The organism is Thalassobaculum sp., assembly GCF_965223715.1.
In the GTDB taxonomy this organism is placed as follows: Bacteria; Pseudomonadota; Alphaproteobacteria; order Thalassobaculales; family Thalassobaculaceae; genus Thalassobaculum.
This window is the reverse complement of the sequence record NZ_OZ245012.1, coordinates 3,399,125-3,415,363: the sequence shown is the minus strand read 5'-3', so window position 1 is coordinate 3,415,363 and position 16,239 is coordinate 3,399,125. Positions and strand designations below refer to the sequence as shown.

Genomic DNA, 16,239 nt, shown 5'->3' with positions numbered 1-16,239 from the left:
TATTCCTTCAGGGTCGGCCTTGGAGGGTGCAGGCGGGATCCTGCGACCTTAGGCAGGACCGCCGGTTCTGTCGACGGTCGTGGTGCGGTGCAGCGTCCGCGGCCGTATCGGGCACTCGCCGTGGCGGATACGCTCGACATCGTCCGCGCCGAGTCCGATATCGGCCAGAAGGTGGGGCGGCAGGTCCGCAAGATGCTCGGCATCCAGCATTGCCTGCCAGCGGCGGCGCAACGGGTCGACCAGGGCCAGCAGGATGCGTCCGGGCGTCGGCAGCCGGTGCGTGGCAAGAGGGCGGGAGGCCAGGGGACGGGCGGTCATGTCTTTCTCCTCTTCGGATCGGGAGCGGGGCGGGGCCCCGCGCTGTCCCTGAATAGTTGGGCGGCGCGCATGCGGACGGTTCGCGCTGGCCGGCTCGGGACGATAGAATTTCGCAAAATCAGGGGGCCGGACGCTTCGGGCTCGCGCGAAGCGTCATTCGTGAGGATTGGCAGTGATCGATCTGGATAAATTCGACCGGCGCATTCTGGCGCTGTTGCAGGAGAACAGTCGCCGCACGGGCGCGGAGCTCTCCGCGGAGGTTGGGCTGTCGCCGGCGGCCTGTCTGCGCCGGTTGCAGCGGTTGCGGGACGAGGGGGTGATCGCCCGGGAGGTGGCGCTGGTGGCGCCGGAGTACCGGGAGAAGAAGGTCACGGTCTTCGTCCTGCTCACCTTCGAGCGCGACCGGCCGGACCGCGAGGATCACTTCAGCCGGCGGATGCGCGAGGCCTCCGAGGTGGTCCAATGCTACCATGTCACCGGATCGGAGGATTATCTCATCGCTATCGAGGTTGCCGACCTTGAGGATTACGAGCGCTTCACCAAGCTCCATTTCTATGAGAGCTACGTGAAACGGTTCCAGACCCATGTCGTGCTGAAGGACCTGATGCGCTGACGCATGACCGCAGGGAGGCCCGGCCGGAGACGCTGCGATGAGCGACACGGATACCCGCTCGAAGACCAAGGTGAAGCCCAAGGTCGAGCGGCCGAAGATGTACAAGGTCATCCTGCTGAACGACGACTACACCCCGCGCGAATTCGTCGTGAAGGTGCTGAAGGCCGAGTTCGGCATGGGCGAGGACCGGGCCTATGCGGTGATGCTGACCGCCCACCGCAAGGGGGTCTGCGTGGTCGCCGTCTATGCCCGGGACATCGCCGAGACCAAGGCCGACCGGGCCAACGGCATGGCGAGGCAGGCGGGGTTCCCGCTGCGCTTCACGACGGAGCCGGAAGAGTAGGCGTCAGACCAGCGCCGCCACCCGTGCCCTGAGGTCCGGCAGCAGGTCGGCCTCGAACCAGGGGTTCTTGCGGATGATGTTGCCCGACCGCCAGGACGGGTGCGGCACCGGGAAGAAGCGCGGACCGTAGTCGCGCCAGTGCTTCACCGTCTCGGTCAAGGTCTTGTGCCGGGCCGCGCCCAGATAATGCGCCTGGGCATACTGACCCGCCAGGACGATCAGCTCGACGTGGGGGAGATGCTCCAGTACCGGCGCGTGCCAGGTGGGGGCGCATTCCGGCCGCGGCGGGGCGTCTCCGCCGCTCTTCCCGTTTTTGGATGGCAGCACGCCCGGGTAGCATAGGCCCATGGGCACGATGGCGACCCGCGCCGGGTCGTAGAACGTCTCCCGGTCCACATCCATCCAGCCGCGCAGGGTGTCGCCGGAGCGGTCGTTCCACGGGATGCCGGTCTCGTGCACCTTGGTCCCCGGCGCCTGGCCGACGATCAGGATCCTGGCACTCGGCTCCACCACCAGCACCGGCCTTGGGCCGAGCGGGAGATGCGCGGCGCACAACCGGCAGGCGCGGATGGTCGCCAGGAGAGTTTCGAGTTGATCCGTCATGAGGGCACTCCATGTCTACCCAGGGGTAACGCAGAGAGCAACGCGCGGGTCCTCTGACAGGCGCGTTGACACCCTACCGATTTCGGCGTACCGAATCCCCACTGCGCCGATTTGAGCCTCCAGCTTGCGGGCGCGTTACAAATGCAGCTAAAGCGGCGGTCGTAACGGACCCGCTGGCTCGCTTGGCGGGTTTTTTCTTCTTCCGCCCAGGCGAACCGGTCCGTCCGGCACCTCCGTCCCGGCTGCGTTTGGTCCCTTTGACCAAGGCGGGCTGCTGCCCGCCGGCTGCTAAACGGAGACGACCGATGTCCCTCAACACCACCAATCCCCAGACCCTGGCCCTGCATGCCGGGTACCGCGCCGACCCGACCACCGGGTCCGTGGCTGTGCCGATCTACCAGACCACCTCCTACCAGTTCCGCGACACCGAGCATGCCGCGAACCTCTTCGCGCTCAAGGAGCTGGGCAACATCTACACCCGCATCATGAACCCGACCTGCGACGTGCTGGAGCAGCGGGTCGCGGCGCTGGAGGGTGGCGTGGCGGCCCTCGCCGTGGCGTCGGGCCAGGCGGCAAGCGCCTTCGCCGTCCAGAACCTAGCCAAGGCCGGCGACAACATCGTCAGCTCCACCGACCTCTATGGCGGGACCTGGAACCTGTTCGCCAACACCCTGAAAGACCAGGGCATCGAGGTCCGCTTCGTCGATCCGTCCGATCCGGAGAACTTCGCCCGCGCCACCGACAAGCGCACCCGCGCCTATTACGCCGAGACCCTGCCGAACCCGAAGCTGCAGGCCTTCCCGATCAAGGAGGTGGCCGATATCGGCCGCGGCTTCGGCATCCCGCTGATCATTGACAACACGGCGGCCCCGATCCTGTGCCGGCCGTTCGACCATGGCGCGGCGGTCATCGTCTACTCGACCACCAAGTATATCGGCGGCCACGGCACCTCGATCGGCGGCCTGATCGTCGATGGCGGCAACTTCCCCTGGGCCGACCACAAGGAGCGCCAGCCGGCCCTCAACACCCCGGACCCGAGCTACCATGGCGCGGTCTGGACCGAGGCGACGGCCCCGCTCGGCCCGGTGGCCTACATCATCAAGGCCCGCACCACCCTGCTGCGCGACCTGGGCGCGGCGCTCAGCCCGTTCAACGCCTTCCAGATCATCCAGGGCCTGGAGACCCTGCCGCTGCGCATCCGCGCCCATGCGGAGAACGCGACCAAGGTGGCCGAATTCCTGAAGGGCCATGCGGCGGTGGAGACCGTGATCCACCCGAGCCAGCAGGACGGCGCGGCGCGCAAGCGGGCCGATACCTATCTGAAGGGCGGCCATGGCGGGCTGGTCGGCTTCGAGATCAAGGGCGGCAAGGAAGCCGGCCGCGCTTTCATCGACAAGCTGAAGCTGTTCTATCACGTGGCCAATATCGGCGACGCCCGTTCGCTGGCCATCCACCCGGCGAGCACCACCCACAGCCAGCTCAGCCCGGAGGACCAGATCGCGACCGGCGTGAGCGACGGCTATGTGCGGCTGTCGGTCGGCATCGAGCATATCGACGACATCCTCGCCGATCTCGGCCAAGCCCTCGACGCGGTCGGTGGGACCGTGGCCGCGGCGGCGGAGTGAGGCCGGCGACAATTTGTGCGGAAGGGGCCTTCGGGCCCCTTTTTCTTTTCCGGATCGTTTTCTTTTTGGGTTCAAGGGGAGCGGCTTGGTCCTGACGTGCGTCAGGACGACGACCGGGGCTTCCGTCATCCTGATGCAAATCAGGATCAAGCCCCCGGCGGCAGCCGATCCCCGTCCACCGACACCGGCGCCGGCGCCTGGACGGACGCCTTGGCCGCCGGCTTCTTGCCCAGCTTCGCCTCGCGCAGGGCGATGTACAGCGTGCTCGCCACGATCAGCACCGCCCCGGCCAGGGTGTTCAGGGTCGGGATGTTGCCGAACAGCAGGTAGCCGAAGAGCCCGGCGAACAGGAGCTGGGAGTACTCGAACGGCACCACCGCCGTCGCCTCGCCGACCCGGAAGCCGCGGATCATGCAGGACTGGCCGGACGCACCCAGCGAGCCGATCAGCACCATCAGGGCGAGCTCGGTCCAGGTCGGGGTCTGCCAGACCAGGGCGGCCGGCACCACCGAGCCGATCGTGGAGACGATCCCGAAGGTGAACAGGATGGTCAGCGGCGCCTCGGTCGCCGACAGCCGCTTCACCAGCACCACCACCACGGCGACGCAGAGCGTGCCGGCCAGGGCGGCCGCCATCGCCGGGTCCAGGCCGTTCTCGCCCGGATTGATCATCACCAGCACGCCGAGGAAGCCGATGATCGTCGCGGACCAGCGGCGCCAGCGCACCACCTCGCCCAGGAACAGCACCGCCAGCACGATCATGAACAGCGGTTTGGCGAAGGTGATCGCCGTCGCGTCGGCGAGCGGCAGGTGGGTGATCGCATAGAAGCCGCAGAACATCGCCATGAGCCCGGTCAGCGAGCGCACGACATGCAGCACCGGCCGGCGGGTCTTGAACACCTGCGGGCCGATCCGGACCATGAAGGGCAGGATCACCAGCAAGCCGACCAGGCAGCGGAAGAAGGCGATCTGGAAGATGTCCAGCCGCGCGCTGACGGTCTTCACCGCCGCCGACATGATCGAGAACAGGATGGAGGCGGCGAGGATCCAGAACGCGCCGCGCACGTTGCCGGGCAGGGCGAGCCACCAGTCCAGCCATCTGCGGCGCCACCGTGGCTCGCCCGGCGGCTTCAGGGTGGGATCGGGGCGGGGCGACGGGGCGGCGGCAGGGTCTGGCATGTCACGGCCACAATAATCTGCTGCACTGCAATAACAAGCGCCCGCGCAAGCCGGCGTTGCGCCTCTGCGGTGCTGGCGATACGAATGAACGGAACAGTCCGGCGGGCACGGCCGGAACAGCACCTACCGGAGGAACGTGATGACCGACGCGGTCACCAAGCTGTGGGAACCTTCGCCTGAGCGCGCCGCCGCGGCGCAGATCACCGCCTTCATGAACACGGTGAACGCCGAGCGCGGTGCCAAGGCCAGCGACTACGACAGCCTGTGGCAATGGTCGGTCGACAACCCCGAAGCCTTCTGGACGGCCTTGTGGGATTTCGGCGGGGTGATCGGCGAGAAGGGCGGGGTCACCCTGTCCGACCCGACCGCCATGCCGGGCGCCAAGTTCTTTCCCCAGGGCAAGGTCAACTTCGCCGAGAACCTGCTGCGCCGCACCGGCGACGGCGACGCGATGGTCTTCTGGGGCGAGGACAAGGTGAAGCTGCGCTACTCCTGGGACGAGACCCGCGCCCAGGTCGCCAGGCTGGCCGCCGCGCTGAAGGCCGACGGCGTGGGCCCGGGCGATCGGGTTGCCGCCTTCATGCCGAACATGCCGCAGACGATCATCGCCATGCTCGCTGCCACGTCGCTCGGGGCGGTCTGGTCCTCCTGCTCGCCCGATTTCGGCGTGCAGGGCGTGCTCGACCGGTTCGGCCAGATCGAGCCGACGGTGCTGGTGGCGGTGGAGGGCTACTACTACGCCACCAAGACCCATGACATCCGCGACAAGGTCTCCGCCGTCGCCGATCAGCTTCCGACGCTGAAGCGCGTGCTGGTGGTGCCCTATACCAATGCGGCCCCGGACCTCTCAGGTATCAGGAACGCGGTCCTGTGGGACGCCTATCTCGGCGACGGGGCGGCGCCGGAGCTGAGCTTCACGCGGATGCCGTTCAACGACCCGCTCTACATCATGTTCTCGTCGGGTACGACTGGGGTGCCGAAATGCATCGTCCACGGCATCGGCGGCACCCTCCTGCAGCACCTGAAGGAGCACAAGCTGCAGACCGACGTGCGCCCGGGCGACCGGGTGTTCTACTTCACCACCTGCGGCTGGATGATGTGGAACTGGCTGGTCTCGGGCCTGGCGGCGGAGGCGACGCTGCTGCTCTATGACGGCTCGCCGTTCCATCCGCAGCCGGACATCCTGTTCGACTATGCCGATGCGGAAGGCATGACCCTGTTCGGCACGTCGGCCAAGTACATCGACCATCTGAAGAAGATCGAGCGCAGCCCGAAGACCACCCACAAGCTGGACACCGTGCGGGCGATGACCTCCACCGGCTCGCCGCTGGTGCCGGAGGGCTTCGACTACGTCTATGCCGAGATCAAGAAGGACATCCAGCTCGCCTCGATCTCCGGCGGCACCGACATCGTGTCCTGTTTCGTGCTCGGCAGCCCGATCAGCCCGGTCTGGCGCGGCGAGATCCAGAAGCGCGGCCTCGGCATGGCCGTGGAGGTCTGGAACGACGACGGCAAGCCGGTGGTCGGCGAGAAGGGCGAGCTGGTCTGCACCAAGCCGTTCCCCTGCATGCCGATCTATTTCTGGAACGACCCCGAGGGTGAGAAGTTCAGGGCCGCCTATTTCGAGGCCTGGCCGGGCGTGTGGTGCCACGGCGACTATGTCGAGCTGACCGAGCATGGCGGCATGATCATCTACGGGCGCTCCGACGCGGTGCTGAACCCAGGCGGGGTGCGCATCGGCACGGCGGAGATCTACCGCCAGGTCGAGCAGATGCCGCAGGTGATGGAGGCGCTCGTCATCGGCCAGGATTGGGACAACGACGTGCGCGTCGTCCTGTTCGTCCGCCTCGCCGAGGGCGTGGCCCTGGATGAGGATCTGATCAAGTCGATCAAGACCCGCATCCGCACCGGCTGCACCCCGCGCCACGTGCCGGCCAAGGTGCTGGCCGTCACCGATATCCCGCGCACCAAGTCGGGCAAGATCGTGGAGCTGGCGGTGCGCAACGTGGTCCATGGCCGGCCGGTGAAGAACGTGGAGGCGCTGGCCAACCCGGAGGCGCTGGAGGAGTACCGAGACCGCGCCGAACTGGCGGAGTAGGGGGCGCACGGCGCGATGGTGATCCCGGACGCCGCCTCCCACCGCAGCCGCCACGAGGCGATCGTCAACGCGATCGAGAAGGCGGTGCGGGGGGTGGACGACCGATTGCAGCGGTTCCATCGCTCCGCCGTGTCGAAGGTGAAGCCGGACGGCGACCTGCTGCAGCTCGGATCCCATGGCGGCTCGGAGTTCGGCGCCTGGTACGAGGAGCGGCGCGAGAACCCGCCGCTCGACCAGCCGGCCTTCGAGACCCTGGTGGCGCTGCACGAGGCGCTGCTGAACCACCTCGCCCTGCTGGCGGAGCGGGCCTGGAAGTCCGACAAGGTGCCCGTCGAGGAATACGACGCCCTGCTGGAGAAGGTGTCGGCCTTCCGCGACCAGGCGCAGCGCCTGGCCAAGGCGTTCCAGGCGGCGATCAGCGACATCGATCCGCTCACCGGCGCGCAGACCCGGCAGGTCATGCAGCGCGACCTGAAGCGCGAGGTGGTCCGCGCCCGGCGCTCCGGCTCGCCGGCCTGCATCGCGCTGGCCGATATCGATCACTTCAAGACGATCAACGACACGTTCGGCCACCGGGTCGGCGACCAGGTGCTGGCGTCGGTCTCCACGGCGCTGATCGACAATCTGCGGCCCTATGACAGCGTCTACCGATACGGCGGCGAGGAGTTTCTCATCTGCCTGCCCGATACCGGGCCGGAGGAGGCGCGCCGGGTGCTGGACCGGGTGCGCGCCCGGATCGCCAAGGAGGAGTTCGGTACCGAGGACGGCCGCACGGTCGCCCTGACGGTGTCCTTCGGCGTCACCCTGCTCAATCCCCGCCGGCCGATCCCCGAACTGGTCGAGCGGGCCGACAGGGCGCTCTACACCGCCAAGGAGGAGGGGCGGAACCGGGTCGAGGTCTGGCGGGCGGAAAAGTCCGCGTCGGGTCCCGGCGCGGCCTGAGGGCCGGCGCCGATACCGCTTTGAAGACAGGTCTTTTGCGTCTAGATCTTGCGGTGGAGAGAAACGGGGCATCGGCCCCACGGAGTGGAGTTGCTGTGATGTTCGACGCGATGCGCTTGAAGGAGCTCGACGGCATGGTCCGCCGGATGGGTGCGATCGTCTCTGTCTTCGAGGTCCGCTCCAGCACCGTGGGTAACCAGTCGTTCACGGCCTTCCGCGAGCTGATGGACGTCTATATCGACGCCTGCGGCCGAAACATGCGCGAGGGCGAGGATTTCGTGGAGAAGGGCGTCCAGCTCAACAGCAACGACATCCTGAAGCTGAACGAGGCCTTCCGGAAGGTGTTCGGCGCCGAACCGATGGGCCTCACCCCGAAGGACTAGCCCGCATCCCGCTCAGACCGGCGGGGCCGGCTCGTTGGCCGGCGTGCGGTGGTCGCGGGCGGCCTCCTCGTGCAGCCAGTCGGTGAAGGCCTTGATCTTCGGCCGGTCGCCGGCATTCTCCGAATGCACCACGTAATAGGCCGATTGGGTCGGCAGCTGCAGGTCGAACGGCTTCACCAGCCTGCCGGCGGCCAGGTCGTCGGCCACCAGCGCGCTTCGGCCGAGGGCCACGCCCAGCCCGTCCGCCGCCGCCTGCAGCACCATTTCGGAGTGGTTGAACACCAGATCGCCGCGGGCCCGCACCTTCACCGCGTCGTCCACGCCGGCGGCGTCCAGCCAGGTGCTCCAGTCCTCCGGCAGGTCGTCATGCAGCAGGGTGTGATAGCGCAGGTCCGCCGGCTCGCGCAGCGGGTGCTCGCCCTCCAGCAGCTTCGGGCTGCACACCACGAAGACCTCCTCGGTCATCAGCAGGTCGACATCCACGCCGCGCCAGTCGCCGCGGCCGTAGCGCACCCCCACATCGACCTCGTCATTGGCGAAATCCACCAGGGAGTCGTTGATGCCGAGCCGGATCTCGATCTCCGGATGGGCCGAGGTGAAGCGGCCGAGCCGCGGCATGAGCCACTTGGCGGCGAAGCTGGTGAAGGTGGAGACGTTCAGCGCCCCGCTGCGGTCGCGCTGGTGCAGCTTGGCCGTCGCCTGCTGCATCAGGTCGAAGGCGTCGCGCATGGCCGGCAGATAGGCCTGGCCGGCGTCGGTCAGCAGCAGGGCCCGGTTCTGGCGTCGGAACAACGGCATGCCCAGCCAGTCCTCCAGCGCGCGGATCTGATGGCTGATCGCCGCCTGGGTGACGTTCAACTCGCCGGCGGCCTTGGTGAAGCTCAGATGCCGCGCCGCGGCCTCAAAGGCGCGGAGGGCATTCAGCGGCGGAAGACGACGCATTAACAGCCCCTTTATAGATAAGATTATCTAATAGATATGATGAGAAAGTATCGTTTGTGAACGATCAATTCAATCCGTAAATACACTCCCAGACAACGAGTTAAGAGAGCGATCCGCTCTCATTCGTGATCCGAAATATTAACACTTTGTGAAGGAGGTTCCTATGAGCCGGACCCTGACCCAGACCGCTCGCCCGATGTTCGGGGCCTCCGCCGCGCGCGGAGCTCAGACCTCGATGGCCGATCGTGTCGTCGCCTCTGTCTTCGGCACCCTGACGCTTTGGGCAACCCGCCTGAAGGACCGCGAGACCCTCGCCGACCTGGACCCGCGTCTGCTCGCCGATATCGGCGTGACCAGCGACGAGGCCGCCCACGAGGCGAACAAGCCGTTCTGGGTCGCCTGAGGCGATCATCCCATCCGGAACCGGAGCGCCCACCCAGGTTCCGGCTCCGATCCCTGCCCGGGCCGCTTCACCTCCCCCCTCCCGAAGCGCCCGCGGCAAGTGAGCGGCCTGACGCAAGTCAGGCCGTTTTCTTTTGTGCCGAAGGGAAAGATCAGGCTGCCCGGCCGTGGCGGGCGAGGAAGGTAGTGCCCGCCGGGGTGACGTGAATCACCGCCCCGTTGGACCCGCCCGCGACTCGTCGGACATAGCCCCGGTCCACCGCCTCCTCCCACACCGGCAGGCGCGGGCAGGACGTGCGCCAGGCGTCGAGCACGTCGGTGTAGGGCCGGGGTCGCTCGGCGATCCAGGCGACCAGATCGAGCAGCAGACGCTCCACGGTGAACTCGGTCTGTTCAGCGGTCTGTTGGGACATCCCACGATCCTCCGTCACGCGCTGGCCGACAGTATGGGCGCCGCCAGCAGGTAGCCGCCATAGGCGAGATAGTACACCGAAATGCCCAGGATGATGCGGTCGGCCCAGCGCCGGTACTGGGCGTCGCTCATCGCCTCCAGCACCTTCTTCGACAGGAAGGTGCCGACCATGGAGGCGGTGACGGCGACCGCGGCCAGCATCGGGTCGACGCTGGCGGCGTTGTCGATCAGCGCGCCGAAATACAGCAGCTTGAAGGTGTGGCCGAAAAGCTGGCAGATCCCCTTGGTGGCGATGATCTGGCGCCGGTCGAGCGACCCGCCCAGGAAGAACTGGTCGAGCTGCGGGCCGGCCACGCCGGTCAGCAGCATCAGCATCATCGACAGCGCCCCCTGGCCGATGCCGTGTCCGAAATGCTCCGGCCGGGCACGCAGATGGGCCGGCATGAACCGCGTCGCCAGCGGCAGGGCGCCCAGGCCGATCAGGGCCAGCGCCTTGCTCGGCACATAGAGCCACAGGCTCCACACCCCCACCGCCAGGACGCAGCCGATCACATAGGCCCCGACGATCCGCCAGCGCACATGGGCCCGCCAGATCAGCGCGCGCCAGCCGTTGGACGCCATCTGGGTGATCGCATGAAGCGCCATCGCCGTCGGCACCGGCAGGATCGCCAGGAGCACCCCCACCAGCACCATGCCGCCCGCCATGCCGAAGATGCCGGACAGGAACGAGGTGGCGACCATCACGAGGGCGATGCCGGCAACGAGAAACGGGGTCATGGAACGGATCTCCGAGAGGCTCCGTCCTGTGTGCGCTCATTGCGGGAAGCAGGCAAACTGGGTTATCTTACGCTAGCGATAGATTTATTGAGGCTAATTTGCGTCAATTGCCTTCATTAAATGGCGTTAAGGCCTTTGAATCGGCGGCACGTTTCGAGAGCTTTGCCAAGGCTGCCGAAGAATTGAATGTCACGCCGGCGGCGATCAGCCGGCTGGTCCGCCTGTTGGAGGAGAGCCTCGGCGTCGCCCTGTTCGAGCGCACGCCCAACCGGTTGACCCTCACCGGCGCGGGGCAGAGCTACCGCGAGGGGCTGACGCCCGCCCTGGACCAGATCGCCGCGGCCACCGAGCGGGTGACGGCGGCCGGGCGGCCCAAGGTCCTCACCGTGGGGGTCGGCCCGACCTTCGCCATCCGCTGGCTGATCCCCCGGTTGGCCGAGTTCGCGTCCATCGCCCCGGATGTCGAGGTGCGGCTGACAACCGGCGGGGCGACCGCGTCCTTCGGGGCCGACTGGAGCTGCGGCATCTCGCTGGGCGACGGCCGCTGGCCCGACCTGAAGGTGGAAGAGATGATCCGGGCCGAGCTGACGCCGGTCTGCGCACCGCAGCTCGCCCGCAACCTGCTGCATCCCCGCGACCTGGCGGGTGTGCGGCTGCTGCATGTGGGGCATGCCGCCGACGACTGGTCACGCTGGCTTCAGGCGGTGGGCATCGCTGCCCCGCCGGCCAGCGGGCTGACGCTGGCTTATTACGGCCAGGCGCTGCAGGCGGCGGCGGACGGCACCGGGGTGGCCATGGGCATCCGGCCCTATATCGACGACGACCTCGCCGCCGGCCGGCTCGTGGCACCGTTCAAACAGGCGGTGCCCAAGGGCCATAGCTGGTACCTGCTGGTCCGCCCGGGTCGCGAGACGGAGCCGTCCTTCCAGGCCTTCCGAAGCTGGATCCTGCGGGCGGTGACGGCGCGGTAGGTGAACTCATCACGATAACCCTTATCCCTCCCCGGCCTTGTTGTTCAGCCCGGAGAGAAGGTTGACGCCTGTTCGGAGACATGGCTGACGATTTCCGGATTAGTGTTTTCGTCGTTGTTGACGTCAATGGTTGCGATGCGCTTGGCGCCGAAGAAGACGCCGAACCGGCCGTCGCGGTCTCTTGGCCGGATGGCGACGCGTTCACCGCGGAAGGCCTTGGGCACGCGCCAGAGGCGGTTTCGGAAGCTGATGTTGGCGGACTGGTTGACGGTGCGCAGCGTCTCGCCGTCGTCATAGACGATCTCGGGCGGCGGATCGGTGAAGGGACGCGGCGAGACGGCGTAGCGGGTCGCCGGCACCTCCTGGCCGAGAGCCTCGTGCGGCCTGCGGGTGTTGTAGACGCTGCGCCAGGCATCGAAGGCCCTCTGGGCGCAGGCGAGGTCGCGGAACCGGTTGCAGGCCAGCATCTCGGCGTTGAGGGTGCGGTGGAAGCGCTCGTTCTTGCCGCGCGACTGGGGATGGTAGGGGCGGCTGTGGATGACCTCCACGCCGAGCTTGAGCAGCCACACCCCGAGCGGCGTCCACTGTCCCGGCACGCCGCCGCCCCAGGGCGAGCCGTTGTCGAGGAAGAACGCCTCGGGCAGGCCATAGCGGCAAAAGGCCCCTTCCAGGGCGCTGCGCACCGTCGCCGTGCGCTGGTCGCCGCAGGCGGCAAGGCAAAGCGCGTAGCGCGAGTGATCGTCGATCACCGTCAGCGGATGGCACCAGCCGGCGCCGGCCAGCGGCACGCGGCCCTTGAAGTCCATCTGCCACAGCAGGTTCGGCGCCGGCTTCTCGAAGCGCCGGTAGTGATGGTTGTCGCCGCCGCTCCCGCCACCGATCCGCCCATGACGCTGCAGCACCGCATGCACCGTCGACGGGGCTGGCGCTGCAAGCCCGTCGCGGATCAAACAGCGCGCGATCTTGCGCGCTCCCCACGCCGGGTGCGCATCGCGCACCGCCAGGATCGCCGCCTCCACATCGGCCGCTGTCCGCGCCGGGCTCCCATGCGGCCGCCGCGAGCGGTCACACAGACCCTCCGCCCCATCCTGCCACCGCCGGAGCCATTTGTAGCCCGTCTGCGCACTGATCCCAAAACGCCGGCACAGTTCCCGACGGTTCGCCCCTTCCGACAACGCAAGCGTCACAAACTCAAGACGCTGTTCCATGGCAGACACCTCTCTCCACGGCATGCCCAGCCTCCTGCGCTGATCACATGCCTAAAGTGTCAACCATCTCCCTGAACACCTGTCCGCTATCTCTCCGGGCTGAACACCTTGTGCCGGGGCGAGACATCCGCCTGCGCGTTATCCGACACGGTCACGCCGACCTTGGCCTTGCCCCGGCACGAGGCCGGGCAGCGGGAGAATGACGACCGCGACATCCCTCCCCAACCGTCTTCCCGGCCCTGCGCCGGGACCGAGCCATCCAGGCGATGGAGCGTTTCCGGAAGAGCCGCATCGCATCCTGCTCTGGGTCCCGGCGCAAGGCCGGGAAGACAGCGCGGGTGAATGTAGGAGCACCTCCCCCGAACTCTCCCTCTTGGCAGCCCCTCGCCGCTGCGCTCGAATGCGGGGATGGAGGAAACACAAAACATCCCGGCGGCGGATTACGTCGTCGTGGGCGCGGGGTCGGCCGGATGCGTCGTCGCCGCGCGCCTGAGCGAGAGCGGAGCCAGCGTTGTCCTGCTCGAGGCAGGGCCGAAGGACTGGAACCCGTTCATCCATATCCCGGCCGGCGTGCTCTACATCATGCGCAACGGCTGGGTGAACTGGGGCTATGCCAGCGAGGGCGAGACCGGCACCGCCGGACGGCCGATCAACTGGCCGCGCGGCAAGGTGCTCGGCGGCACGTCCTCGATCAACGGCATGCTCTATGTCCGCGGCCAGCCGGCCGATTTCGACGGCTGGGCCCAGCGCGGCTGCCGCGGCTGGTCGTTCTCCGAGGTGCTGCCCTATTTCAAGGGATCGGAGACCTACGCCAATGGCGGGGATCCGGAATACCGGGGCGGCGGCGGGCCGCTGCAGGTGCGCGACTACGACACGATCCTGCCGCTCACCCACCGCTTCGTGAAGGCGGCCCAGGAGGCGGGCCATCCTTTCAGCCCGGACCTCAACGGCGCCAGGCAGGAGGGTGTGGGCTACTCCCAGATGACCCGGATCGGCCGCCGCCGCGGCTCGACCGCCCAGACCTATCTGGCCGGCGCCCGGCACCGCAAGAACCTGCGGGTGGAGACCGAGGCGATGGCAAGCGGCCTGATCCTGGAGGGCAAGCGCTGCACCGGCGTGCGCTTCCGCCAGGGTGGCGTCGACCGGGCGGTCTCCGCCCGGCGCGAGGTGATCGTCTGCGGCGGGGCGGTGAACTCGCCGCATCTGCTGCAGATATCCGGCATCGGCACGCCGGAGCACCTGAAATCCATCGGGGTCGAGGTGGCCCACGAGTTGCCCGGGGTCGGCCGCAACCTGCATGACCACTATGTCGTCCGCGTCGCCCACCGGATCCGCAACGAGACCTCCATCAACCAGCTCGCCCGCGGCTGGCGTCTCGCCCGCGAGATGGTGCGCTACGCCACCGCCGGGAACGGCGCGCTGACCTTCGGCATCACCAGTGCCCAGGTCTTCAGCCACAGCCGCGAGGGGCTGGCGGCTCCCGACATCCAACTACTCTTCACCCCGGCCAGCTACTCCATCGACAAGGTCGGCTTCCTCGACAAGGAGCCGGGGATGGCGGTCGCCGTCTGCCCGGTGCGGCCGCGCTCGCGCGGCACGATCCTGGCGACCTCGGCCGATCCCTTCGCCAAGCCGGCGATCCGACCGAACTACCTGGAGGATGACGACGACGTCCGCGTGCTGGAGGCCGGCATCCGCCAGACCCGCGCGATCTACGCCTCGCCGTCGCTGGCCGAGATCAGCATGGGCGAGAAGGTGCCGGGCGACGGCGGCGCGCTGGACCGCGACGGCGTGCGCGAGTTCGCCCGCAAGCACGGCACCACGATCTATCATCCGGTCGGGACCTGCCGCATGGGCGAGGACCCCGGTTCGGTCGTCGACAGCCGCCTGCGGGTGCACGGCATGGAGGGGCTGCGGGTGATCGACGCCTCGGTCATGCCGGAGATCACCAGCGGCAACACCAACGCGCCGACCATCATGATCGCCGAGAAGGGTGCCGCGATGATCCGGGAGGATGCGGCATAGAGCATTCGAACTGCCCCTCCCGTCATCCTGATGCAAATCAGGATCAAGCCGCTCCCGGGGCCAGATGCAGGATCCTGATTTGCATCAGGATGACGGGGAAGGGGCAACTGAGGGCGGACAAGAAACGAACTCGAGGGAGAGGACCATGCTGCCGGACGACATCTCCTACGTGACCGACGAGGCCGCGCTGCGGGCGATGCATCACAAGATGATGAGCCGCTCCAGCGACAAGGTCATCCGCCGGCTGGACAAGCACTGCCGGGACATCCTGGCGCTGGCGCCGTTCTGCGTGATCGCCACCCAGGGACCGGACGGGGCCGACGCCTCGCCGCGCGGCGATCCGCCGGGCTTCCTGCGGGTGCTGGACGACACCCATATCCTGCTCCCCGACCGGGTCGGCAACAACCGGCTCGACAACTACGCCAACCTGTTGGCCAACCCGCGCATCGCCATGCTGGTCCTGGTGCCGGGCATGGGCGAGACCCTGCGGATCAACGGTACCGCTCGCATCACCGACGATTCCCGCCTGCTGGAGCCCTGCGCCATCCGCGACCGGGCGCCGAAGATCGGCGTGCTGATCACCGTGGAGGAGGCCTTCGTGCACTGCTCCAAGGCGCTGGTCCGCTCCGATCTGTGGAACCCGGATAAGCATATAGATCGCAAGCAGCTCGCCTCCTATTCGCAGATGCTGATCGACCATGTGGAAGGCCTGACCGAGGAGGAGTCCGAGCGCCAGGGCAAGGTCATGGCCGAGCGCGGGCTGTACTGACCGTGACCCGGTTCTCGATCCTCGCCTATGACGGCATCGAGCCGATCGACATCGGGGCGACCTACGGCGTGCTGTCCATGGCGAAGCGGATCGTCCCGGACCTCTCGTTCCACGTGGTGTCGAAGGCGGGCGGCGAGGTGGTCATGGCGAACGGGCTGCGGCTGCTGGCCGATCACGGTTTCGACGACGTGCCTGCGGCGGACATCCTGATGGTGCCGGGCGGACCGGGCTGGCCCCAGGCGGCCGAGGACCGCGCGCTGCTCGACCATATCCGCGATTTCCATGCCGGCGACGGCACGGTGGCGGCGGTCTGCACCGGCGGGATGATCCTGGCGGCGACCGGCCTGCTCGACGGCAGACGGGCGACCACCAAGCGCGAGATCGTCGCCGGTGAGGCGCGTCCGCTGGACCTGCTGGCGGAGCGCCATGGCGCGGTGGAGGCGGTCGAGGCGCGGCTGGTGGACGACGGTGATCTGCTGACCGGCGGCGGGGTCTCGCTGGGCATGGACATGACCCTGCACCTGCTCGCCCGGGAATGCGGTGCCGAGGCGGCCGACGAGACGGCGCGGATTCTGGAATACGCGACCGCGTGGGAGGCGAACAAGCGGGCCTTCGCGGCGGTGTAGGGGG

The 16,239-nt window shown here is 67.9% G+C and carries 18 protein-coding genes and 1 riboswitch; of the genes, 11 read left to right on the top strand and 7 right to left on the bottom strand.

Translation table 11 applies throughout. From position 1 onward, the window contains the following. Positions 1–48: 48 nt before the first annotated feature. Complete coding sequence (locus tag ACOQOP_RS15735; protein ID WP_420562759.1) at positions 49–318, bottom strand: DUF1127 domain-containing protein; 270 nt, start codon at positions 316–318, stop codon at positions 49–51. Positions 319–490: 172 nt separating this feature from the next. Here ACOQOP_RS15735 and ACOQOP_RS15730 point away from each other — a divergent pair, with 172 nt between their 5' ends. Beyond that, positions 491–931 carry an Lrp/AsnC family transcriptional regulator gene (locus tag ACOQOP_RS15730; protein WP_420562758.1) on the top strand — a complete coding sequence of 147 codons (441 nt, stop codon included), beginning with the start codon at positions 491–493 and terminating at the stop codon, positions 929–931. A gap of 37 nt (positions 932–968) precedes the next feature. Next, a complete protein-coding gene (clpS, locus tag ACOQOP_RS15725; RefSeq protein WP_420562757.1) occupies positions 969–1,274 on the top strand; it encodes an ATP-dependent Clp protease adapter ClpS in 306 nt (101 codons plus the stop codon). 3 nt (positions 1,275–1,277) lie between these two features. Here the strand turns inward: clpS and ACOQOP_RS15720 are convergent, their stop codons facing one another. Then, entirely contained in the window at positions 1,278–1,877 is a 600-nt protein-coding gene (locus ACOQOP_RS15720; RefSeq protein ID WP_420562756.1) for a uracil-DNA glycosylase family protein, read from the bottom strand. A gap of 93 nt (positions 1,878–1,970) precedes the next feature. Next, positions 1,971–2,049, top strand: a riboswitch (SAM riboswitch). Between the two features lie 133 nt (positions 2,050–2,182). Here ACOQOP_RS15720 and ACOQOP_RS15715 point away from each other — a divergent pair. Further along, entirely contained in the window at positions 2,183–3,502 is a 1,320-nt protein-coding gene (locus ACOQOP_RS15715; protein WP_420562755.1) for an O-acetylhomoserine aminocarboxypropyltransferase/cysteine synthase family protein, read from the top strand. Positions 3,503–3,648: 146 nt separating this feature from the next. Here the strand turns inward: ACOQOP_RS15715 and ACOQOP_RS15710 are convergent, their stop codons facing one another. Further along, entirely contained in the window at positions 3,649–4,680 is a 1,032-nt protein-coding gene (locus ACOQOP_RS15710) for a DMT family transporter (protein ID WP_420562754.1), read from the bottom strand. Positions 4,681–4,819: 139 nt separating this feature from the next. Here ACOQOP_RS15710 and ACOQOP_RS15705 point away from each other — a divergent pair, with 139 nt between their 5' ends. The 3 genes from ACOQOP_RS15705 (at position 4,820) to ACOQOP_RS15695 (ending at position 8,103) form a co-directional block, all read left to right on the top strand. After that, complete coding sequence (locus tag ACOQOP_RS15705) at positions 4,820–6,778, top strand: acetoacetate--CoA ligase (protein WP_420562753.1); 1,959 nt, start codon at positions 4,820–4,822, stop codon at positions 6,776–6,778. Between the two features lie 15 nt (positions 6,779–6,793). Beyond that, positions 6,794–7,720 (top strand): diguanylate cyclase, encoded by a 927-nt coding sequence (locus ACOQOP_RS15700; protein WP_420562752.1) that lies wholly within the window; start codon positions 6,794–6,796, stop codon positions 7,718–7,720. Between the two features lie 98 nt (positions 7,721–7,818). Beyond that, complete coding sequence (locus ACOQOP_RS15695; protein ID WP_420562751.1) at positions 7,819–8,103, top strand: hypothetical protein; 285 nt, start codon at positions 7,819–7,821, stop codon at positions 8,101–8,103. Positions 8,104–8,115: 12 nt separating this feature from the next. On the opposite strand, the gene ACOQOP_RS15690 is transcribed toward ACOQOP_RS15695, so the two are convergent. Beyond that, positions 8,116–9,045 (bottom strand): transcriptional regulator GcvA, encoded by a 930-nt coding sequence (locus ACOQOP_RS15690; RefSeq protein ID WP_420562750.1) that lies wholly within the window; start codon positions 9,043–9,045, stop codon positions 8,116–8,118. A gap of 235 nt (positions 9,046–9,280) precedes the next feature. On the opposite strand from ACOQOP_RS15690, the gene ACOQOP_RS15685 reads away from it, so the two are divergent. Further along, on the top strand, positions 9,281–9,448 hold the full coding sequence (locus ACOQOP_RS15685; RefSeq protein WP_420562749.1) for a DUF1127 domain-containing protein: 168 nt from the start codon (positions 9,281–9,283) through the stop codon (positions 9,446–9,448). 151 nt (positions 9,449–9,599) lie between these two features. Here the strand turns inward: ACOQOP_RS15685 and ACOQOP_RS15680 are convergent, their stop codons facing one another. Beyond that, on the bottom strand, positions 9,600–9,860 hold the full coding sequence (locus ACOQOP_RS15680; RefSeq protein ID WP_420562748.1) for a hypothetical protein: 261 nt from the start codon (positions 9,858–9,860) through the stop codon (positions 9,600–9,602). A gap of 14 nt (positions 9,861–9,874) precedes the next feature. Beyond that, entirely contained in the window at positions 9,875–10,636 is a 762-nt protein-coding gene (locus tag ACOQOP_RS15675; RefSeq protein WP_420562747.1) for a TSUP family transporter, read from the bottom strand. A gap of 98 nt (positions 10,637–10,734) precedes the next feature. On the opposite strand from ACOQOP_RS15675, the gene gcvA reads away from it, so the two are divergent. Beyond that, entirely contained in the window at positions 10,735–11,607 is an 873-nt protein-coding gene (gene gcvA / locus ACOQOP_RS15670; RefSeq protein ID WP_420562746.1) for a transcriptional regulator GcvA, read from the top strand. Positions 11,608–11,651: 44 nt separating this feature from the next. Here the strand turns inward: gcvA and ACOQOP_RS15665 are convergent, their stop codons facing one another. Next, the gene (locus tag ACOQOP_RS15665) at positions 11,652–12,839 is read right to left on the bottom strand and encodes an IS481 family transposase (RefSeq protein ID WP_420562745.1); all 1,188 of its coding nucleotides are present in this window, start codon (positions 12,837–12,839) and stop codon (positions 11,652–11,654) included. 384 nt (positions 12,840–13,223) lie between these two features. On the opposite strand from ACOQOP_RS15665, the gene ACOQOP_RS15660 reads away from it, so the two are divergent. The 3 genes from ACOQOP_RS15660 to ACOQOP_RS15650 all read left to right on the top strand — a co-directional run bounded on the left by ACOQOP_RS15660 (position 13,224) and on the right by ACOQOP_RS15650 (position 16,235). Further along, positions 13,224–14,840 carry a GMC family oxidoreductase gene (locus ACOQOP_RS15660; RefSeq protein ID WP_420562744.1) on the top strand — a complete coding sequence of 539 codons (1,617 nt, stop codon included), beginning with the start codon at positions 13,224–13,226 and terminating at the stop codon, positions 14,838–14,840. A gap of 145 nt (positions 14,841–14,985) precedes the next feature. Continuing rightward, entirely contained in the window at positions 14,986–15,609 is a 624-nt protein-coding gene (locus ACOQOP_RS15655; RefSeq protein ID WP_420562743.1) for an MSMEG_1061 family FMN-dependent PPOX-type flavoprotein, read from the top strand. A 2-nt stretch (positions 15,610–15,611) separates the two neighbouring features. Then, positions 15,612–16,235 carry a DJ-1/PfpI family protein gene (locus ACOQOP_RS15650; protein ID WP_420562742.1) on the top strand — a complete coding sequence of 208 codons (624 nt, stop codon included), beginning with the start codon at positions 15,612–15,614 and terminating at the stop codon, positions 16,233–16,235. Positions 16,236–16,239: the final 4 nt, after the last annotated feature.

Excerpts from the sequence above, each read along its gene's own strand:
- ACOQOP_RS15680 (WP_420562748.1), bottom strand. The coding sequence starts at position 9,860 with ATGTCCCAACAGACCGCTGAACAGACCGAGTTCACCGTGGAGCGTCTG.
- ACOQOP_RS15675 (WP_420562747.1), bottom strand. The coding sequence starts at position 10,636 with ATGACCCCGTTTCTCGTTGCCGGCATCGCCCTCGTGATGGTCGCCACC.
- ACOQOP_RS15695 (WP_420562751.1), top strand. The coding sequence starts at position 7,819 with ATGTTCGACGCGATGCGCTTGAAGGAGCTCGACGGCATGGTCCGCCGG.
- ACOQOP_RS15685 (WP_420562749.1), top strand. The coding sequence starts at position 9,281 with ATGGCCGATCGTGTCGTCGCCTCTGTCTTCGGCACCCTGACGCTTTGG.
- ACOQOP_RS15715 (WP_420562755.1), top strand. The coding sequence starts at position 2,183 with ATGTCCCTCAACACCACCAATCCCCAGACCCTGGCCCTGCATGCCGGG.
- ACOQOP_RS15700 (WP_420562752.1), top strand. The coding sequence starts at position 6,794 with ATGGTGATCCCGGACGCCGCCTCCCACCGCAGCCGCCACGAGGCGATC.
- ACOQOP_RS15710 (WP_420562754.1), bottom strand. The coding sequence starts at position 4,680 with ATGCCAGACCCTGCCGCCGCCCCGTCGCCCCGCCCCGATCCCACCCTG.
- ACOQOP_RS15665 (WP_420562745.1), bottom strand. The coding sequence starts at position 12,839 with ATGCCGTGGAGAGAGGTGTCTGCCATGGAACAGCGTCTTGAGTTTGTG.
- ACOQOP_RS15655 (WP_420562743.1), top strand. The coding sequence starts at position 14,986 with ATGCTGCCGGACGACATCTCCTACGTGACCGACGAGGCCGCGCTGCGG.
- ACOQOP_RS15705 (WP_420562753.1), top strand. The coding sequence starts at position 4,820 with ATGACCGACGCGGTCACCAAGCTGTGGGAACCTTCGCCTGAGCGCGCC.
- ACOQOP_RS15690 (WP_420562750.1), bottom strand. The coding sequence starts at position 9,045 with ATGCGTCGTCTTCCGCCGCTGAATGCCCTCCGCGCCTTTGAGGCCGCG.
- ACOQOP_RS15720 (WP_420562756.1), bottom strand. The coding sequence starts at position 1,877 with ATGACGGATCAACTCGAAACTCTCCTGGCGACCATCCGCGCCTGCCGG.
- ACOQOP_RS15660 (WP_420562744.1), top strand. The coding sequence starts at position 13,224 with ATGGAGGAAACACAAAACATCCCGGCGGCGGATTACGTCGTCGTGGGC.
- ACOQOP_RS15735 (WP_420562759.1), bottom strand. The coding sequence starts at position 318 with ATGACCGCCCGTCCCCTGGCCTCCCGCCCTCTTGCCACGCACCGGCTG.
- clpS (WP_420562757.1), top strand. The coding sequence starts at position 969 with ATGAGCGACACGGATACCCGCTCGAAGACCAAGGTGAAGCCCAAGGTC.